The organism is Nocardioides sp. (assembly GCF_036274455.1).
In the GTDB taxonomy this organism is placed as follows: domain Bacteria; phylum Actinomycetota; class Actinomycetes; order Propionibacteriales; family Nocardioidaceae; genus Nocardioides.
The window spans coordinates 18,097-34,508 of record NZ_DASUFR010000233.1; the positions used below are offsets into that span (position 1 = coordinate 18,097).

General features: G+C 72.2%; 13 protein-coding genes. 10 read left to right on the forward strand and 3 right to left on the reverse strand.

Features of this window, described 5'->3' with window-relative positions; all coding sequences use genetic code 11:
- Positions 1 to 89 precede the first annotated feature (89 nt).
- The 4 genes from VFV89_RS22185 to VFV89_RS22200 are packed head-to-tail and all read left to right on the forward strand — an operon-like array spanning position 90 to position 4,599.
- Positions 90 to 1,748 (forward strand): FAD-dependent oxidoreductase, encoded by a 1,659-nt coding sequence (locus tag VFV89_RS22185; RefSeq protein ID WP_329708160.1) that lies wholly within the window; start codon positions 90 to 92, stop codon positions 1,746 to 1,748.
- Positions 1,748 to 3,121, forward strand: coding sequence for a sensor histidine kinase (locus VFV89_RS22190; RefSeq protein ID WP_329708161.1), 1,374 nt, complete (start codon positions 1,748 to 1,750; stop codon positions 3,119 to 3,121). The genes VFV89_RS22185 and VFV89_RS22190 overlap by 1 nt, the downstream gene beginning before the upstream one ends.
- Positions 3,122 to 3,141: 20 nt before the next feature.
- Positions 3,142 to 4,344: a cysteine desulfurase-like protein gene (locus VFV89_RS22195; protein WP_329708162.1), complete on the forward strand. Its 1,203-nt coding sequence runs from the start codon at positions 3,142 to 3,144 to the stop codon at positions 4,342 to 4,344.
- 36 nt (positions 4,345 to 4,380) lie between these two features.
- The gene (locus tag VFV89_RS22200) at positions 4,381 to 4,599 is read left to right on the forward strand and encodes a hypothetical protein (protein ID WP_329708163.1); all 219 of its coding nucleotides are present in this window, start codon (positions 4,381 to 4,383) and stop codon (positions 4,597 to 4,599) included.
- A 13-nt stretch (positions 4,600 to 4,612) separates the two neighbouring features.
- Here the strand turns inward: VFV89_RS22200 and VFV89_RS22205 are convergent, their stop codons facing one another.
- Positions 4,613 to 4,816: a hypothetical protein gene (locus VFV89_RS22205; RefSeq protein ID WP_329708164.1), complete on the reverse strand. Its 204-nt coding sequence runs from the start codon at positions 4,814 to 4,816 to the stop codon at positions 4,613 to 4,615.
- A 352-nt stretch (positions 4,817 to 5,168) separates the two neighbouring features.
- On the opposite strand from VFV89_RS22205, the gene VFV89_RS22210 reads away from it, so the two are divergent.
- From VFV89_RS22210 to VFV89_RS22235, 6 genes are all read left to right on the forward strand, one after another.
- Positions 5,169 to 5,924 (forward strand): LLM class flavin-dependent oxidoreductase, encoded by a 756-nt coding sequence (locus tag VFV89_RS22210; protein WP_329708165.1) that lies wholly within the window; start codon positions 5,169 to 5,171, stop codon positions 5,922 to 5,924.
- Positions 5,925 to 6,029: 105 nt separating this feature from the next.
- Entirely contained in the window at positions 6,030 to 7,133 is a 1,104-nt protein-coding gene (locus tag VFV89_RS22215; RefSeq protein WP_329708166.1) for an LLM class flavin-dependent oxidoreductase, read from the forward strand.
- On the forward strand, positions 7,130 to 7,723 hold the full coding sequence (locus VFV89_RS22220; RefSeq protein ID WP_329708167.1) for an FMN reductase: 594 nt from the start codon (positions 7,130 to 7,132) through the stop codon (positions 7,721 to 7,723). The genes VFV89_RS22215 and VFV89_RS22220 overlap by 4 nt, the downstream gene beginning before the upstream one ends.
- A gap of 112 nt (positions 7,724 to 7,835) precedes the next feature.
- Positions 7,836 to 8,492 carry a cyclase family protein gene (locus tag VFV89_RS22225; protein WP_329708168.1) on the forward strand — a complete coding sequence of 219 codons (657 nt, stop codon included), beginning with the start codon at positions 7,836 to 7,838 and terminating at the stop codon, positions 8,490 to 8,492.
- Positions 8,493 to 8,565: 73 nt separating this feature from the next.
- Complete coding sequence (locus tag VFV89_RS22230; RefSeq protein ID WP_329708169.1) at positions 8,566 to 9,240, forward strand: hypothetical protein; 675 nt, start codon at positions 8,566 to 8,568, stop codon at positions 9,238 to 9,240.
- 197 nt (positions 9,241 to 9,437) lie between these two features.
- Positions 9,438 to 11,546 (forward strand): putative bifunctional diguanylate cyclase/phosphodiesterase, encoded by a 2,109-nt coding sequence (locus tag VFV89_RS22235; protein WP_329708170.1) that lies wholly within the window; start codon positions 9,438 to 9,440, stop codon positions 11,544 to 11,546.
- A gap of 23 nt (positions 11,547 to 11,569) precedes the next feature.
- Here VFV89_RS22235 and ppsA read toward each other — a convergent pair whose 3' ends face one another.
- Both ppsA and VFV89_RS22245 read right to left on the reverse strand, forming a co-directional pair.
- Positions 11,570 to 13,990, reverse strand: coding sequence for a phosphoenolpyruvate synthase (gene ppsA, locus VFV89_RS22240; RefSeq protein ID WP_329708171.1), 2,421 nt, complete (start codon positions 13,988 to 13,990; stop codon positions 11,570 to 11,572).
- Complete coding sequence (locus VFV89_RS22245; RefSeq protein WP_329708172.1) at positions 13,987 to 14,844, reverse strand: pyruvate, water dikinase regulatory protein; 858 nt, start codon at positions 14,842 to 14,844, stop codon at positions 13,987 to 13,989. Before VFV89_RS22245 ends, ppsA begins: the two co-directional genes overlap by 4 nt.
- Positions 14,845 to 16,412: the final 1,568 nt, after the last annotated feature.

Below are 16,412 nucleotides of genomic sequence, written 5' to 3' on the forward strand. Positions count from 1 at the left end.
GCCCACGGCGCAGCCCTGTCGTCGCCGTCCGAGCGCGGGTAGCGTCGTGCCGCCACGGGGGTGGTGGCGGCTCGAGCGACGGAGGCGGCATGGCGGGGAAGCCGACGATCCTGGCGGTGGACGACGACCCGGTCGTCTCCCGGGCGGTGGCGCGCGACCTGCGGACCCGGTACGGCGCCGACTACCGCGTGGTCGCCGCCGTCTCGGGCGCCGAGGCGCTGGAGATCCTGGCCGAGCTCGCCCTCCGCGACCGGCCGGTCGCGCTCGTCGCGACCGACCAGCGGATGCCGGGGATGACCGGCATCGAGGTGCTCTCGCAGGTGCGCCGCCAGTCGCCGGGGACGCGGCTGCTCCTGCTGACGGCGTACGCCGACACCGAGGTGGCGATCCAGGCGATCAACGAGATCGGCCTCGACTACTACCTGCTCAAGCCCTGGGACCCACCGGAGGAGCGGCTCTACCCGGTCATCGACGACCTGCTCGACGGCTGGCGCGACGAGCACCCCGACCTCTCCTCGGTGGTCCGGGTGGTGGGACACCGCTGGTCGGACCGGAGCGAGGAGACCAAGGCGTTCCTGGCCCGCAACCACGTGCCCTACCGGTGGCTCGACGTGGAACGCGACGACGAGGCGCGCCGGATGGTCGAGCTCGCCGGGGCCGCGATCGACGACCTGCCGCTGGTGCTCGTGCCCGACGGCGAGACACTCCGGGCGCCGTCCCCGCTCCAGCTGGCCGAGGCGCTCGGGCTGCGGACCCGCGCAGAGCAGCCGCTCTACGACCTGTGCATCGTCGGCGCCGGCCCCGCCGGGCTGGCCGCCGCGGTCTACGCCGCGTCCGAGGGGCTGCGGACCGTGGTCGTGGAGCGGGACGCACCGGGTGGCCAGGCCGGCCAGAGCGCGGCGATCGAGAACTACCTCGGCTTCCCCAAGGGGCTGTCCGGCGCCGACCTGACCCGCCGGGCGGTCGCCCAAGCCGCGCGGTTCGGCGCCGAGATGGTGCTCGCCAACGACGTGGTCGGCTTCGAGCAGCGGGGGCCGGTCCGGGCCGTCCTCCTCGCCGGAGGCGGCGAGATCGAGGCTCGCGCGGTGCTTCTCACCACCGGCGTCTCCTACCGCCGGCTCGACGCCGAAGGGCTCGAGGAGCTCGGCGCCCGAGGCGTGCACTACGGCGCCACCGCCAGCGAGGCCGCACAGTGCCAGGGCGAGGACGTCTACGTCGTCGGGGCCGCCAACTCGGCCGGCCAGGCCGTGCTCAACCTCGCGCGGTTCGCCAAGAAGGTCGTGCTGCTGGTCCGGGGCGAGCGGCTCGAGGACTCGATGTCGCACTACCTGGTCTCGCGGATCAACCAGACCGACAACGTCGAGGTCCGGCTGCAGACCCTCGTCGTCGGAGCCGACGGTCACGACCATCTCGAACGGCTGCGGCTGTGCGACCGGCGTACCGGCCGGATCGAGGAGGTGACGACGAGCTGGCTCTTCGTCTTCATCGGTGCCGCGCCGCACACCGACTGGCTGGGCGCCGAGGTCGCCCGCGACGAGAAGGGGTTCCTGCTGACCGGGTCCGACCTCGTCACCGCCGACCACGTCCGCTGGCCGCTCGAGCGGTTGCCGTACGTGCTCGAGACCAGCGTCCCGGGTGTCTTCGCCGCCGGCGACGTCCGGCTCGACTCGATGAAGCGGGTCGCCTCGGCCGTGGGCGAGGGTGCCATGGCCGTTCACCTCGTCCACCGCTACCTCGCGACCGTGTGATGGAGCTCGACGAGCTGCGCGGACTGCCCCTCCTGGCCGGGCTGGGGGACGACAAGCTCGCCGCGCTCGCCGCGGCCGGCGACGAGGTGGAGTTCGCGCCCGGCGACGAGGTGTTCCGGGGCGGTCAGCCCGCGGACGTGTGGTGGTTGTTGCTCGACGGCACGCTCGAGCTGGTCCGCCGGGTCGGCAGCGAGGAGACGGTGGTCGGCCAGATGGGGACGCCCGGCCAGTGGGCCGGCGGCTTCCGGGCGTGGGACCCGCACGGCGTCTACATGGCCACTGCCCGGGCGGTATCGGACGGCCGGATGCTCCGGGTGCCCGCCGAGGCGCTCGGTGAGCTGGCACAGTCGTGGTTCCCGTTCGGCGTCCACCTGATCAGGGGGCTGATCCAGACCGCGCGCAACATCGAGTCGACCGCCCGGCAGCGCGAGGCGCTGGTGGCGCTCGGCACCCTGGCCGCGGGGCTCGCCCACGAGATCAACAACCCGGCGTCGGCGTCGGTCCGGGCGGTCGACTCGCTCCAGGAGACGGCCGGGACACTGCTGGTCTCGCTGCGCCGGCTCGCCGAGGCCGGCATCTCCGCCGCGGCGTACGTCGAGCTCGACGCCCTGCGCGAGGGCCTCCGACCCGACACGACGTCGAGCCCGCTCGAGCTCGCCGACCGCGAGGACGAGCTGTCGGAGTGGCTGGCCGACCACGACGTCGGCGAGGACTGGCTGGTCGCGCCGGCGCTGGTCGGCGCCGGGGCCGGCGTGGCCTGGTGCGAACGGGTCGAGGGGATCGTCGGCGCGGCGGGACTCGACCCCGCGCTGCACTGGGTGGCCGCATCGCTGACGGCGGCGGGGCTGCTCGGCGAGGTCAAGGAGTCGACCCAGCGGGTCTCCAACCTGGTCGCCGCGGTGCGGTCCTACTCCCAGCTCGACCGGGCGTCTGCGCAGCGCACCGACGTCCGGGAGGGGCTGCTCAGCACGCTCACCGTGCTCTCCCACAAGCTCGGCGACATCACCGTCGTCCGCGACCTGGGCGACGTGCCGGAGATCGAGGCGATCCCCGGCGAGCTGAACCAGGTGTGGACCAACCTCATCGACAACGCGATCGACGCCATGGACGGCGCTGGCACGCTGCGGGTCTCGGCACATGCGACCGGCGACCACGTGGTGGTCGAGGTCGCCGACTCCGGGCCGGGGATCCCGGCCGACGTGCTCCCCCACGTCTTCGAGCCGTTCTTCACCACCAAGGACGTCGGGCGCGGCACCGGCCTCGGCCTCGACATCTCGCGGCGGATCGTCAACGACCGGCACGCCGGAGACCTCACGGTGCAGCGCGAGGGCGACGAGACGGTCTTCCGGGTCACCCTCCCGGTGGTGCGGTGACCCCGTCCTAGGCTTCCGGCATGAGCGAGTACGACGTGGCGAAGGTCCGTGCCCACTTCCCCGCCCTCGAGAGCGGGCTGGCGTTCTTCGACGGGCCGGGCGGGTCACAGACGCCGGACGTCGTGGGCGAGGCGGTCCGCTCGACGCTGCTCGGCCCGCTGTCGAACCGCGGCGGGCTCACGGTGGCGCAGGAGAACGCCGAGCGGGCGGTGCTCGGCGCGCGTGAGGCGCTCGCGGACCTGCTCGGGGCGACGCCGGACGGCATCGTGTGGGGCCGCAGCTTCACCCAGCTGACGATGGACCTGAGCCGGACCATGGCCAAGGAGTGGGGTCCGGGCGACGAGGTCGTGGTGACCCGGCTCGACCACGACGCCAACGTCCGTCCGTGGGTCATCGCGGCCGAGGCCGCCGGCGCGACCGTGCGCTGGGTCGACTTCGACCCCGAGACCGCGGAGCTCTCGATGGACTCGCTCGAGGAGGCCGTCGGCGAGCGGACCAGGCTCGTGGCGGTCACCGGGGCATCGAACCTCCTCGGCACCCGTCCCGACCTCCCCGCGGTCGCCGCGCGGGCGCACGCCGTAGGTGCGTGGCTCTACGTCGACGCCGTCCACCTCACCCCACACGCGTCGGTCTCCCTGGCCGGGTCCGGCGCGGACTTCATCGGCTGCTCGACGTACAAGTTCCTCGGCCCCCACGCCGCGGTCGTCGCAGGCAAGGAAGAGCTGCTCGAGCAGCTGCGACCCGACAAGCTGGTGCCGGCGACCGACCGGGTGCCGGAGCGGTTCGAGCTCGGGACGCTGCCCTACGAGCTGATGGCCGGGGCGACGACGGCCGTCGACTTCCTGGCCGACCTGGCTCCGGGCGCGGCGACCACCCGGCGGGAGCGGCTCGAGGCGTCGATGGCCGCGGTCGAGGCGCACGAGGACCGGCTCCGCGACCGGCTCGACGACGGGCTGCGCGACATGTCCGGCGTGACTGTGCACTCGAGGGCCGCGGTGCGCACGCCGACCGTGCTGGCCACCTTTGCCGGTCGCGACGCCGAGGACGTCTCCCGCCACCTGGCGAGCCGGGGCATCAACGCCCCGGCCGGCAGCTTCTACGCCTACGAGCCGGCGCGTCGGATCGGGCTGGGCGAGGCGGGCGGGCTGCGGATGGGGCTGGCGCCGTACTCCGACGACAGCGACGTCGACCGGCTGCTCGAGGCGCTCGCGGAGCTCGGCTGACCAGACCTGTCCGCGCCGGGCTGTCACCATGGGCGCATGGACCTCCCTGACCGGCTCAACCTCCCCCGCGGTCCGCTCGCGGGCTCGATCCTGGTCGCCGTGGTCTGGGTCGTCCTCAACCTGGTGTCCGGGAACTTCGCCTCCGGCGACCTGCTCATCGCCGGCGTCATCATCGGCGCCGGAGCCTGGCGCGGGCGCGCCAGGAAGTCGAAGCCGGACAAGGCCGACCACGGCATCTACGGTCCGCCGTCCTGACCCTCGTGCCGGGTCAGTCGTTGCAGTCGGCCTGCGCGCGGTTGAGCTTCTCGACGGTGGTGTTGTAGTCGGGGTCGTCGGGGCTCATGCCTTCGAGCTCGCGCTGGAGGCTACCGACGTCGCCGCAGGTCGGGTCCGAGCTGCAGCCGGCCACCAGCGACGACGCGGCCAGCGTCGAGGCGACCAGCGCCAGGGCGGCGATACCCACGACCCTCATGCCGGCGATGCTATGGCGTCACGAATGTGCACACGGCGACGCGCCACCGCCCGCGGGGCGATGGCGCGCCACCGATTCCGTGTCGCCACACGGCGGGCGCGGGTCACAGTGTGCTCGCGTCCGCCGCGCTCCCTCCCCAGGGGGCTCCACGTCCTCTGCCTCAAACGTAAGCGTTTGCAACAGCCGTTTCAAAGACAGCACGCCGAAACCACCCGATCTGACCACGCGAGGATGACCCGCTCGCGCCAACCGCGCCCGCCGGGCGCCCAACCGCCGCCGCCGGGATAGTGGGAGACCTTCCGCACCGACCGCCCGCGTCGATGGCGTTGGGAAGGTCTGGGACTATCGCCCGATGACGACCGGTGTGGTGTTCCGTCCGCAGCTGCCGCCCGAGGAGCTGAAGGCCGCGGTCGACGCGGCCGAAGCAGCCGGGGTCGATGAGCTGTGGCTGTGGGAGGACTGCTTCCTGGAGGGCGGGCTCACCACGGCCGCGCTGGCGCTGGCGTGGTCGTCTCGGATCACCGTCGGGATCGGGCTGCTGCCCGTGCCGTTCCGCAACCCCGCGCTCGCGGCGATGGAGCTGGCCACCCTGGCCCGCACCTTCCCGGGACGGGTCACCGTGGCGCTCGGCCACGGCGTGCAGGACTGGATGCGCCAGGTCGGCGCCGCGGTCGACTCCCCCATGACCCTGCTCCGCGAGCACACCACCGCAGTGCGTGCGCTGCTGGCCGGCGAGGACGTGTCCGTCTCCGGTCGCTATGTCTCGCTCGACGCCGTGAAGCTCGACTGGCCACCCGCGACACCGCCGCGGCTGCTGGTCGGCGCTCGTGGCCCCCGGACGATCGCGCTGGCGGGCGAGGTCGCCGACGGTGTGCTGCTCGACTCGGTGACCGACCCCGACGTCGTACGCCGGGCGCGCGAGCTGGTCGGGCCGGGAGCGCACGTGGCGGCGTACACCCCGATCGAGCCGGGCCTCGGCGCGGTTGCGGTCCAGGACTGGATCGCCGAGCTCGAGCGGGCCGGCGCGGACACGGTGATCCTCCAGGGGACCACCGAGCATCCCGACCACACGCCGCTGATCGCGCACCTGGCCGGCGACGTGGGGTGAGTCTGCTGGTGTTGGGGTCACCCCGCGCGCCACGCCCGCCGGGAATGTAAGGGGCACTCCCGCTGTTCGAGTAGTTGATTCTGCAACCACCACCAGGAGCCATCCATGCAGTTCGGGATCTTCACCGTCGGCGATGTCACCCCCGACCCGACGACGGGGCGTACGCCGAGCGAGTACGAGCGGATCAAGGCCACCGTCGAGATCGCGAAGAAGGCCGAGGAGGTCGGGCTGGACGTGTTCGCGACCGGCGAGCACCACAACCCGCCGTTCATCGCCTCCGCGCCGACGACCACGCTCGCCTACGTCGGTGCGCAGACCGAGCGGATCATCCTCTCGACGTCCACAACACTGATCACCACCACCGACCCGGTCCTGATCGCCGAGGACTACGCGAAGCTCCAGCACCTCGTCGACGGCCGCGTCGACCTGATGATGGGACGGGGCAACACCGGCCCGGTCTATCCGTGGTTCGGCAAGGACATCCGCGACGGCATCCCGCTGGCGATCGAGAACTACGCGCTGCTGCACCGGCTCTGGCGCGAGGACGTCGTCAGCTGGGAGGGGAAGTTCCGCACGCCGCTGCAGGGCTACACCTCGACGCCCCGGCCGCTGGATGGCGTGCCGCCGTTCGTCTGGCACGGCTCGATCCGCTCCCCCGAGATCGCCGAGCAGGCGGCCTACTACGGCGACGGGTTCTTCGCCAACCACATCTTCTGGCCGGCGTCGCACACCGAGCGGATGGTCGACCTCTACCGCCGCCGCTTCGAGCACTACGGCCACGGCACCGCCGACCAGGCCATCGTCGGGCTCGGCGGCCAGGCGTTCATGCGCAAGAACAGCCAGGACGCGATCTCCGAGTTCCGGCCCTACTTCGACAACGCCCCCGTCTACGGGCACGGCCCGTCGCTGGAGGACTTCATGGCCCAGACCCCGCTCACGGTCGGCTCGCCGCAGCAGGTGATCGAGCGGACCCTCGGCTTCCGCGACTACGTCGGCGACTACCAGCGCCAGCTGTTCCTCATGGACCACGCGGGGCTGCCGCTGAAGACGGTGCTCGAGCAGCTAGACCTGCTCGGCGAGGAGGTCGTGCCGGTCCTGCGCAAGGAGTTCGCCGTTCTGAAGCCGGCGCACGTGCCCGACGCACCGACCCACGCGTCACTCGTGGCCGCCCGGGACGCGGCGGCCGACCTCGAGGAGGTGACGGCATGACGAAGCTCGTCGTCGTGTCCGCCGGCCTCTCGAACCCGTCGTCGACCCGGATCCTGGCCGACCAGCTGGCCGCCGCCACCGTGACGGCGCTCCAGGCCGGCGGCGCCGCGGTGGACGTCGAGGTCGTGGAGCTGCGCGACCTGGCGCATGCGATCACCGACAACCTGCTGACCGGCTTCCCGTCCGGCGCGCTGGCCGACGCGGTCGAGGCCGTGGCCGCCGCCGACGCGGTGGTTGCCGTCACGCCGGTGTTCTCGGCGTCCTACAGCGGGCTGTTCAAGTCGTTCTTCGACGTGCTCGAGACCGATGCCTTGGAGGGCAAGCCGGTGCTGATGGCGGCGACCGCCGGCACCGCCCGGCACTCGCTCGTCCTCGAGCACGCGATGCGGCCGCTGTTCTCCTACCTGCACGCGGTGCCCGTCCCGACCGCGGTGTTCGCCGCCGCCGAGGACTTCGGCTCACGCGGACTCGCCGAGCGGGTCGACCGGGCGGCCGGTGAGCTGGCCGACGCCGTGCTCCGGCGGCCCCGGCTCAAGGCCGCCGACCCGTTCGAGGACGTCACGCCGTTCGAGGACCTGCTCGGCGCCTGAGGCAACGACCGGTCGATCGAGCCGGTCGAGATCTCCGCAGCCGACGCACTCGGGTGAGTGCCAACCACCGGACATCTCGACAAGCTCGATGAACGGTGGTTGCGTCGACGGCATGCGACTGGTCGACCTCAGCCACACCGTGTCCGACGGGCTCGTCACCTACCCCGGCCTCCCGGCGCCGGTGATCTCCGAGCACCTCACCTTCGAGGACTCCCACCGAACCTACGCGGAGGGCACCGAGTTCTCGATCGGCCGGATCGAGATGGTGTCCAACACCGGCACCTACCTCGACACTCCCGGTCACCGGCACCGCGATGGCCACGACCTCAGCGGCCTGCCGCTCGAGCGCTGCGCGTCGCTCCCGGCGCTCGTGGTCGACGGCGAGGCCACCGGAGCCACCGGCCTGGCGGCGTTCGACGGTCTCGACGTCGCGGGGCACGCCGTGCTGGTACGGACCGGGTGGGACGCGCACTTCGGCACCGAGGCGTACGGCGCCCCGGAGCACCCCTACCTCGCCACCGAGGCCGCCACCTGGCTGGCCGATCGGGGCGTCGTACTCGTCGGCATCGACTCGGTGAACATCGACGCGACCCCGCCGCGCGGGGACCGCCCGGTGCACACGCTCCTGCTGGCCCGCGACATCCCGGTCGTCGAGCACCTCACCGGCCTGTCCGCGCTGCCCCCGAGCGGCGCGACCTTCACCGCGGTCCCGCCCAAGGTCGCCGGCATGTCGACGTTCCCGGTCCGCGCGTTCGCGACGCTGCCCTAAGAGCCGAGCACGACCCCGGGAGCATGATTCCGGGCCTCTCCGGTCACCTTGGGGGCGGAGAAGGGACGGGCTCATGGCTGAGCACAGGGCAACCACGTCGACGCACGCGACCCGCACGGACGGGCCGGAGGAAGCAACCTACGAGGAGTACGCCGAGGCTCCGGTCCGGGACCGAGCAGACGACGAAGCCGCGCGTGAGGAGGCCGCCGAGCGGCACGACACGCTCGTCCGGCGCCGGTTCGGCGGCACCAACTGGGGCGCCTGCTTCTTCGGCTGGCTCGTCGCGATCGCGCTCACGGTCGTGCTGACGAGCATCATCGGCGCCGCGCTCGCGGCCGTCGGGTCGAGCACCGACATCACCCAGAGCGACGCGGAGCGGCAGGCCGGGACCATCGGCGTTGCGGCGGCGATCACGCTGTTCGTGGTCCTGGTGATCGGCTACTACGCCGGCGGGTACGTCGCCGGCCGCATGTCCCGGTTCGCCGGCGGACGGCAGGGCCTCGGCGTGTGGGTGATCGGGCTCGCGGTCACTTTGGTCGCGGTGGCCCTCGGAGCCGTCTTCGGCCACCAGTACAACCTCCTCGACCGCGTCGACCTCCCCCGGATCCCGATCGCCGACGACCAGCTCGGCTGGGGCGCGGCGGTCACCGGGGTTGCGGTGCTCCTCGGCACCGCCCTCGCTGCCGTGCTGGGCGGCACGGTCGGCCGCCGCTACCACGCCAGGGTCGACCACGCGGTGGCCACCTGACCGCTGCGTAGCGCGCCGCGACGACCGGCCCGAATTCCACCATTCCGCAGTCGTACGCCGCCTGGTCGGGCGACCATTGGACCGGGAGGCATTGGGACCACGACGGTCCGAGGGCTGCGATACGGGGAGACGTCATGCGCGCCAAGCACGTCGCTGAGCGACCCCCTCGCCGGATTCCGGCGGGGGCGAGGGCTGCGGTGTGGATCCTGGTCGCCCAGTTCGCGATGCTCACCTGGCTGTTCCACGTCGACGACGGCGCGCAGGACCGCTCGAGGGCGCAGGCCCGGGCGAGCGTCGCGCTGGCGGGCTGGCACCCGGGCGAGGACCGCTCCCCGGTCGCCGCCGAGCTACTGGTCCTCGCCGAGAGCGGCGTCTCCAACGCCGACCAGCTGCGCGAGCGGACCACGCAGTGGACCGAGAGCGGGAGCACGTCGGACACGGCGGCGCTCAGGGAGGCGACCGACGCCGCCGGCCGGAGCACGGCGGCGGAGCTGCGCTCGAACGACCGGATCTTCCCCGTGCTCCTGGTCCTGGTCCTGGTCGCAGTCTCCGGGGGCTGGTACGTCTGGTCCCGGCGGGTGCGCGAGACCCAGCGGGTGACGGTCGAGCGGCGGGTGCTCGACGCCGGCGAGCGACGACTCCTCGCACTCGTGCGCAACAGCACCGACGTCGTGGCCATCATCGAGCCGGACTCCACCACGACGTTCGTCACCCCGGCCGTGGCCGTCCTGGGCTGGTCACCCGAGGAGCTGACCGGGCGTCAGCTCCTCGATGTCGTCTCGCCCCAGGACCGGCTGATCCTGACCCGGCTCCTGAGCGGCAGCGGAGACTCCCACTCGGTCCAGATCCGGATGCGCCACCGTGACGGGCACGAGCTCGTGATGGAGGGCACGCTGGTCAACCTGTGCCACGACACGGCCGTGCGGGGCTGGGTGCTCACCATCCGCGACATCACCGAGCGCAAGCGGCTCCAGGAGGACCTGACGACCCAGGCGATCCACGACTCGATGACCGGGCTGCCGAACCGGCAGCTGTTCTTCGACCGGCTCGACCACGCGCTCTCCCGCCGCGAGGCGCAGCCGTGGCGCCCGCTCGCGGTCCTCGCTTTCAACCTCGACGACTTCAAGGACGTGAACGAGAGCCTCGGCTACGCGACCGGCGACACCGTCCTGCTCACCGTCGCCGAACGGCTCACCGAGGCACTCCGCGACGAGGACACGGCGGCGCGGCTCGGTGGCGACGAGTTCGCCGTACTCATGGAGGACACCGACCTGAGCACGGCGACCCAGGTGGCGCACCGGCTCCTGGCCACGGTCGCGAGCCCCATCGAGATCGACGGGCACCTCCATGTGGTCCGGGCCAGCATCGGCCTGGCCGAGGCGGTGCCGGGCCGCTCGAACGGGACGGACACGATGCGCAACGCCGCCGTGGCGGTGGACATGGCCAAGGAGCGCGGCAAGGGACGGCTGGCGATCTACGACCCGGCCTGGCACCGCCAGGCGGTCGAGACCTTCGCTGTCCGGCAGGAGCTCGAGATCGCCATCGCGACCGACCAGCTCACCCTGGTCTACCTGCCCATCGTCAGCCTGGACACGCACACGGTCCGTGGCTTCGAGGCGCTGGTGCGCTGGGAGCACCCCGAGCGCGGACTCCTCAACCCGGAGGCCTTCATCCCCGTCGCCGAGCAGGGCGGGATGATCACCGCACTCGACGACTGGGTGCTGCACGCCGCGGTCCGCGGGTGCGCCGCGCTGCAGGCCGCGGACCACCGCCCCTGGATCGCGGTGAACGTCAGCGCCGAGCAGCTCAACCAGCCGGGGTTCGCCGCCATCGTCCTCTCCACCCTGGCCGCCGCCCAGCTGCCCGCCGACCGCCTCGTCCTCGAGGTCACCGAGTCGGCGCTGCTGGACGAGCTCGGCCTGGGGGCCCAGACCCTCGCCCAGCTGCGGGCGCACGGTGTCCGGGTGTCGATCGACGACTTCGGCACCGGCTACAGCTCGCTGTCCCGCCTCTCCCGCCTGCCGGTCGACGAGCTCAAGGTGGACAGGTCGTTCATCGAGCAGCTGCGGTCCGGCAACGAGGACGGCGTGCTGGTGTCGACGTTCCTCGCCACCGCCCAGGCGCTGCGCCTGCGCACTGTCGCCGAGGGCGTCGAGGACGCACACCAGGCCCGCTGGCTGCACGACGCCGGCTGTGACCTCGGCCAGGGGTTCTTGTGGTCGAGGCCGGTCGGGCTCGACACGGCCCGGGCGCTGCCCCGGATCCTGGCCGTGCCCGTCGAGGAGGACGCGACCGTCAGCGCGTGAGCCCCGGCAGGGGCGGCCCTGCGTCAGCCGGACCTCTTCGCCAGGCGGAGCCACGTGTCGACCACCGTGTCCGGGTTGAGCGACATCGACTCGATGCCCTGGTCGAGGAGCCACTCCGCGAGGTCGGGATGGTCGGAAGGACCCTGGCCGCAGATGCCGACGTACTTGCCCTGCTCCCTGCACGCCCTGATCGCCAGCTCGAGCATGTGCAGCACCGCCGGGTCCCGCTCGTCGAAGCCCGCGGCGACCAGGCTGGAGTCCCGGTCGATGCCCAGGGTCAGCTGGGTCATGTCGTTGGAGCCGATCGAGAAGCCGTCGAAGTGCTGCAGGAACTGCTCGGCGATCACGGCGTTGGACGGGATCTCGCACATCATCACGACCTTGAGGCCGTTGGTCCCCCGCTCGAGACCGTGCTCGGCCAGCAGCGAGACCACGCCCTCGGCCTCGCGGACGGTGCGGACGAACGGGATCATGACCCACACGTTGGTCAGCCCCATGTCGTCACGCACGTGCCGCAGCGCCTCGCACTCCATCGCGAAGCAGTCGGCGAACTCGTCCGAGAGGTACCGCGAGGCGCCGCGGTAGCCGATCATCGGGTTCTCCTCGTCCGGCTCGTAGGCCCGGCCGGCGAGCAGGTTGGCATACTCGTTGGACTTGAAGTCCGACATCCGCACGATGACCGGGTGTGGTGCGAACGCCGCGGCCAGCATCGAGACGCCCTCGGCCACGCGCTGCACGAAGTACTCCCGCGGGCCGGGGTAGGCGGCGATCAGCTCCTCGATCTCCGAGCGCAGCGCGTCGTCGAGGGAGGTCGGGTCGCGCTCGAGGTCGAGCAGCGCCTTGGGGTGGATTCCGATCTGCCGGTTGATGATGAACTCGAGCCGGGCCAGGCCGATGCCGCGATGCGGCAGCCGCGAGAAGGCGAACGCCTGGTCCGGCGTACCGACGTTCATCATGATCTTGACCGGCACCTCGGGCATCTCGTCGAGCTCGGTCCTCTCGACGGTGAAGTCGAGCTTGCCCTCGTAGACGAAGCCGGTGTCGCCCTCGGCGCAGGAGACGGTCACCTCGCGGCCGTCGGTCAGCTCCTTGGTCGCCGAGCCGGTGCCGACCACCGCCGGGATGCCGAGCTCGCGGGCGATGATCGCGGCGTGGCAGGTGCGGCCGCCGCGGTTGGTGACGATGGCGGCTGCCCGCTTCATGATCGGCTCCCAGTCGGGGTCGGTCATGTCGGCGACGAGCACCTCGCCCGCGCTGAACTCGTGCATCTGCTCGACCGAGCTGAGCACCCGGGCCGCGCCGGCGCCGATCTTCTGGCCGATGGCGCGACCCTCGACCAGCACCTCTGCTCCGGACCGCGCCTCCTTCGGCATCGCGAACCGCTCCAGCGAACCTCCCCGCGACTGAACCGTCTCGGGCCTCGCCTGCAGCACGTAGATCGCGCCGTCGAGCCCGTCCTTGCCCCACTCGATGTCCATCGGCCGGCCGTAGTGGTCCTCGATGACGAGGGCGTGCCGGGCCAGCTCCTCGACCTCGTCGTCGGTCAGCGACAGCCGGCGCCGCTCGGCCGGGTCGGTCTCGACGAACGCCGTGGTCCGCCCGACCGTCCCCTCCTCGTACGACGCCGGGTCGGTGTAGACCATCTTCGTCGCCTTCTCCCCCACTCCGCGCTTGAGCACCGCGGGCCGGCCCGCGCGCAGCGCCGGCTTGTAGACGTAGAACTCGTCCGGGTTCACCGCCCCCTGGACCACGCCCTCGCCGAGCCCGTAGGCCGCGGTCACGAACACCGCGTCGGTGAAGCCGGACTCGGTATCCATCGTGAACATCACCCCCGAGGCCCCGAGGTCGGAGCGCACCATCCGCTGCACGCCCGCGGACAGCGAGACCGCCTCGTGGTCGAACCCGTGGTGCACGCGGTAGGCGATCGCCCGGTCGTTGTAGAGCGAGGCGAACACCTCCCGGATCGCGGTCAGCACCGCGTCGATGCCGCGGACGTTGAGGAAGGTCTCCTGCTGACCGGCGAACGACGCGTCCGGCAGGTCTTCCGCGGTGGCGCTGGACCGCACCGCGAACGACGCTGCCTCGCCGCTCTCCTCCACCAGCTGGTCGTAGGCCTCCCGGATGTCGGCCTCGAGGTCCTCGGGGAACGGCTGCGCCACCACCGCGGCCCGGATCTGCTTGCCGACCTCGGCGAGACGGCGTACGTCGTCGGTGTCGAGGCCCCGGAGCAGAGCGCTGATCCGGTCGGCGAGGCCTCCCTCCCCGTCGACATCGGTGCCGATGAAGGACTGGTAGGCCGCCGCGGTGGTCGCGAAGCCGTCGGGCACCTTCACCCCGAGGCCGGCGAGGTTGGAGACCATCTCGCCGAGCGAGGCGTTCTTGCCCCCCACCTCCTCGAGGTCCTTCATGCCGAGGTCGCGGAACCACCGCACGGTGGAGGTCATGTCTGTGCCTTCTTCCGGTTCTTGGTGACGATCTGGACGATCAGGGTGGCCATCTCCTCGACCGAGCGCGAGGAGGAGTCGATCACCGGGACCCGGTGCGCGGCGTACAGCTCGCCGGCCCGGCGCAGCTCCCACCGGCACTGCTCGACCGAGGCGTAGCGCGAGCTGGGCCGCCGCTCGTTGCGGATCCTGCTCAGCCGCTCGACGGTGGTGGTGAGGCCGACGCAGCGCTCCTCGTGGCTGCGCAGGAGCCCCGGCAGGTCGGCCTGCTCGAGGTCCTCGTCGACCAAGGGGTAGTTGGCGACGAACAGGCCGTGCTGGAGCGCGAGGTACATGCTCGTCGGTGTCTTGCCGCACCGCGACGGCGCGATCAGGATGACGTCGGCCTTCTCCAGGCTGCGCACGCTCTGGCCGTCGTCGTGCTCGATGGTGAACTCGACCGCTGCCATCCGGTTGTTGTAGCTCCGGATGTCGCCGACGCCGTGCAGCCGGGCCGCCTCGTGCAGGCCGCGCAGCCCGAGGATCTGCTCCACCCGGCTCATGTGGATGTCGAAGAAGTCGATGATCGGCGCCTTGGTCCGGGCCAGCTCGGCGCGGACCGTGTCGTCGGCGGCGGTGGTGAACACCAGCGGCGTCACCGGGCCCTCCATCGCCTCGTCGAGGATCGCCACCACCCGGCGGGCCTCCTCGACGGTGGTGATGAACGGGAACAGCGTGCGCTCGAACCGGGTGTCCGGGAACTGGATGAGGAGGGCGTTGCCCATGGTCTCGGCGCTGATTCCGGTGCTGTCGGAGAGGAAGAAGACCGGGACGACCGGGCTGTCGTCCTCGGTGATGCCCGCGGGCTCCGCCATCCGCACCTCCTCGTCGCCGACCCTATCCGTGGTGGTACCCGGGGTTCCGAGACGGTTGCCGAGCAACCTCCTCAACCACCGGAGGTGCCGCTCTGAATCGCTGCGGAGGTCTCGACAAGCTCGACCAGCACGGTGGCTGAGGTGCGAAGCGCCCCAGCGCCTGTCCTGAGGTGCGAGCGCAGCGAGCCTCGAAGGGCCGAGCCTCGAAGCCCGGTGAGCCGGGGCCGGGACCTACGCGGGTGCCTACCGCGGAGGTCTCGACAGGCGCGACCAGCGACGGGCCACCACGGTGGCCGCGGTGCGAGGCGCCCCCGGCGCCGAGCCTCGAAGCCCGGTGACCCGGGGCTGGGACCTACGCGGGTGCCTACCGCGGAGGTCTCGACAGGCTCGACCAGCGACGGGCCACCACGGTGGCCGAGGTGCGAGGCGCCCCCGGCGCCGAGCCTCGAAGCCCGGTGAGCCGGCGCTGGGACCTGCGCTGGTGCGTTCCCTGCGGAGGTCTCGACAGGCTCGACCTGCGGAGGTCGAGCGGGTGCCTATCCTGCGGAGGTCTCGACAGGCTCGACCAGCGGAGGTCGAGCGGGTGCCATCGCTGCGGTGGTCTCGACAGGCTCGACCAGCGGCGGGCCACCACGGTGGCTGAGGTGCGAGGCGCCCCGGCGCCGAGCCTCGAAGCCCGGTGACCCGGTGCTGGGACCCACCCCGGGTGCCTTCCCAGCGGAGGTCTCGACAGGCTCGACCAGCGGCGGCCCACCACGGTGGCTGAGGTGCGAGGCGCCCCAGCGCCGAGCCTCGAAGCCAGGTGACCCGGAGCTGGGTCTCGCCCGGGTGCATTCGCTGCGGAGGTCTCGACAGGCTCGACCCGCGACGGGCCAGTAGGTGCCTACCCTGCCGGAGGTCTCGACAGGCTCGACCAGCGGCGGGCCACCACGGTGGCTGAGGTGCGAGGAGCGCCAGCGACGAGCCTCGAAGCCTGGTGAGCCGGCGCTGGGGCCTACGCGGGTGCCTACCCTGCGGAGGTCTCGACGGGCTCGACCAGCGGCGGGCCAGCAGGTGCCTTTTCTGCGGAGGTCTCGACAGGCTCGACCAGCGGCGGGCCACCACGGTGGCTGAGGTGCGAGGCGCCCCAGCGCCGAGCCTCGAAGCCCGATGAGCCGGTGCTGGGACTCACCCCGGGTGCCTACCCTGCGGAGGTCTCGACAGGCTCGACCGGCGACGGGCCAGCAGGTGCCATCGCCGCGGAGGTCTCGACAGGCTCGACCAGCGGCGGCCCACCACGGTGGCTGAGGTGCGAGGCGCCCCCGGCGCCGAGCCTCGAAGCCAGGTGAGCCGGCGCTGGGGCTTGCACGGGTGCGTTCCCTGCGGAGGTCTCGACAGGCTCGACCCGCGACGGGCCAGCAGGTGCCTACCCGGCCGGAGGTCTCGACAGGCTCGACCAGCGGCGGGCCACCACGGGGGCTGCGGTGCGAGGAGCGCCAGCGACGAGCCTCGAAGCCTGGTGAGCCGGCGCTGGGGCCTACGCGGGTGCCTACCCTGCGGAGGTCTCGACGGGCTCGACCAGCGGCGGG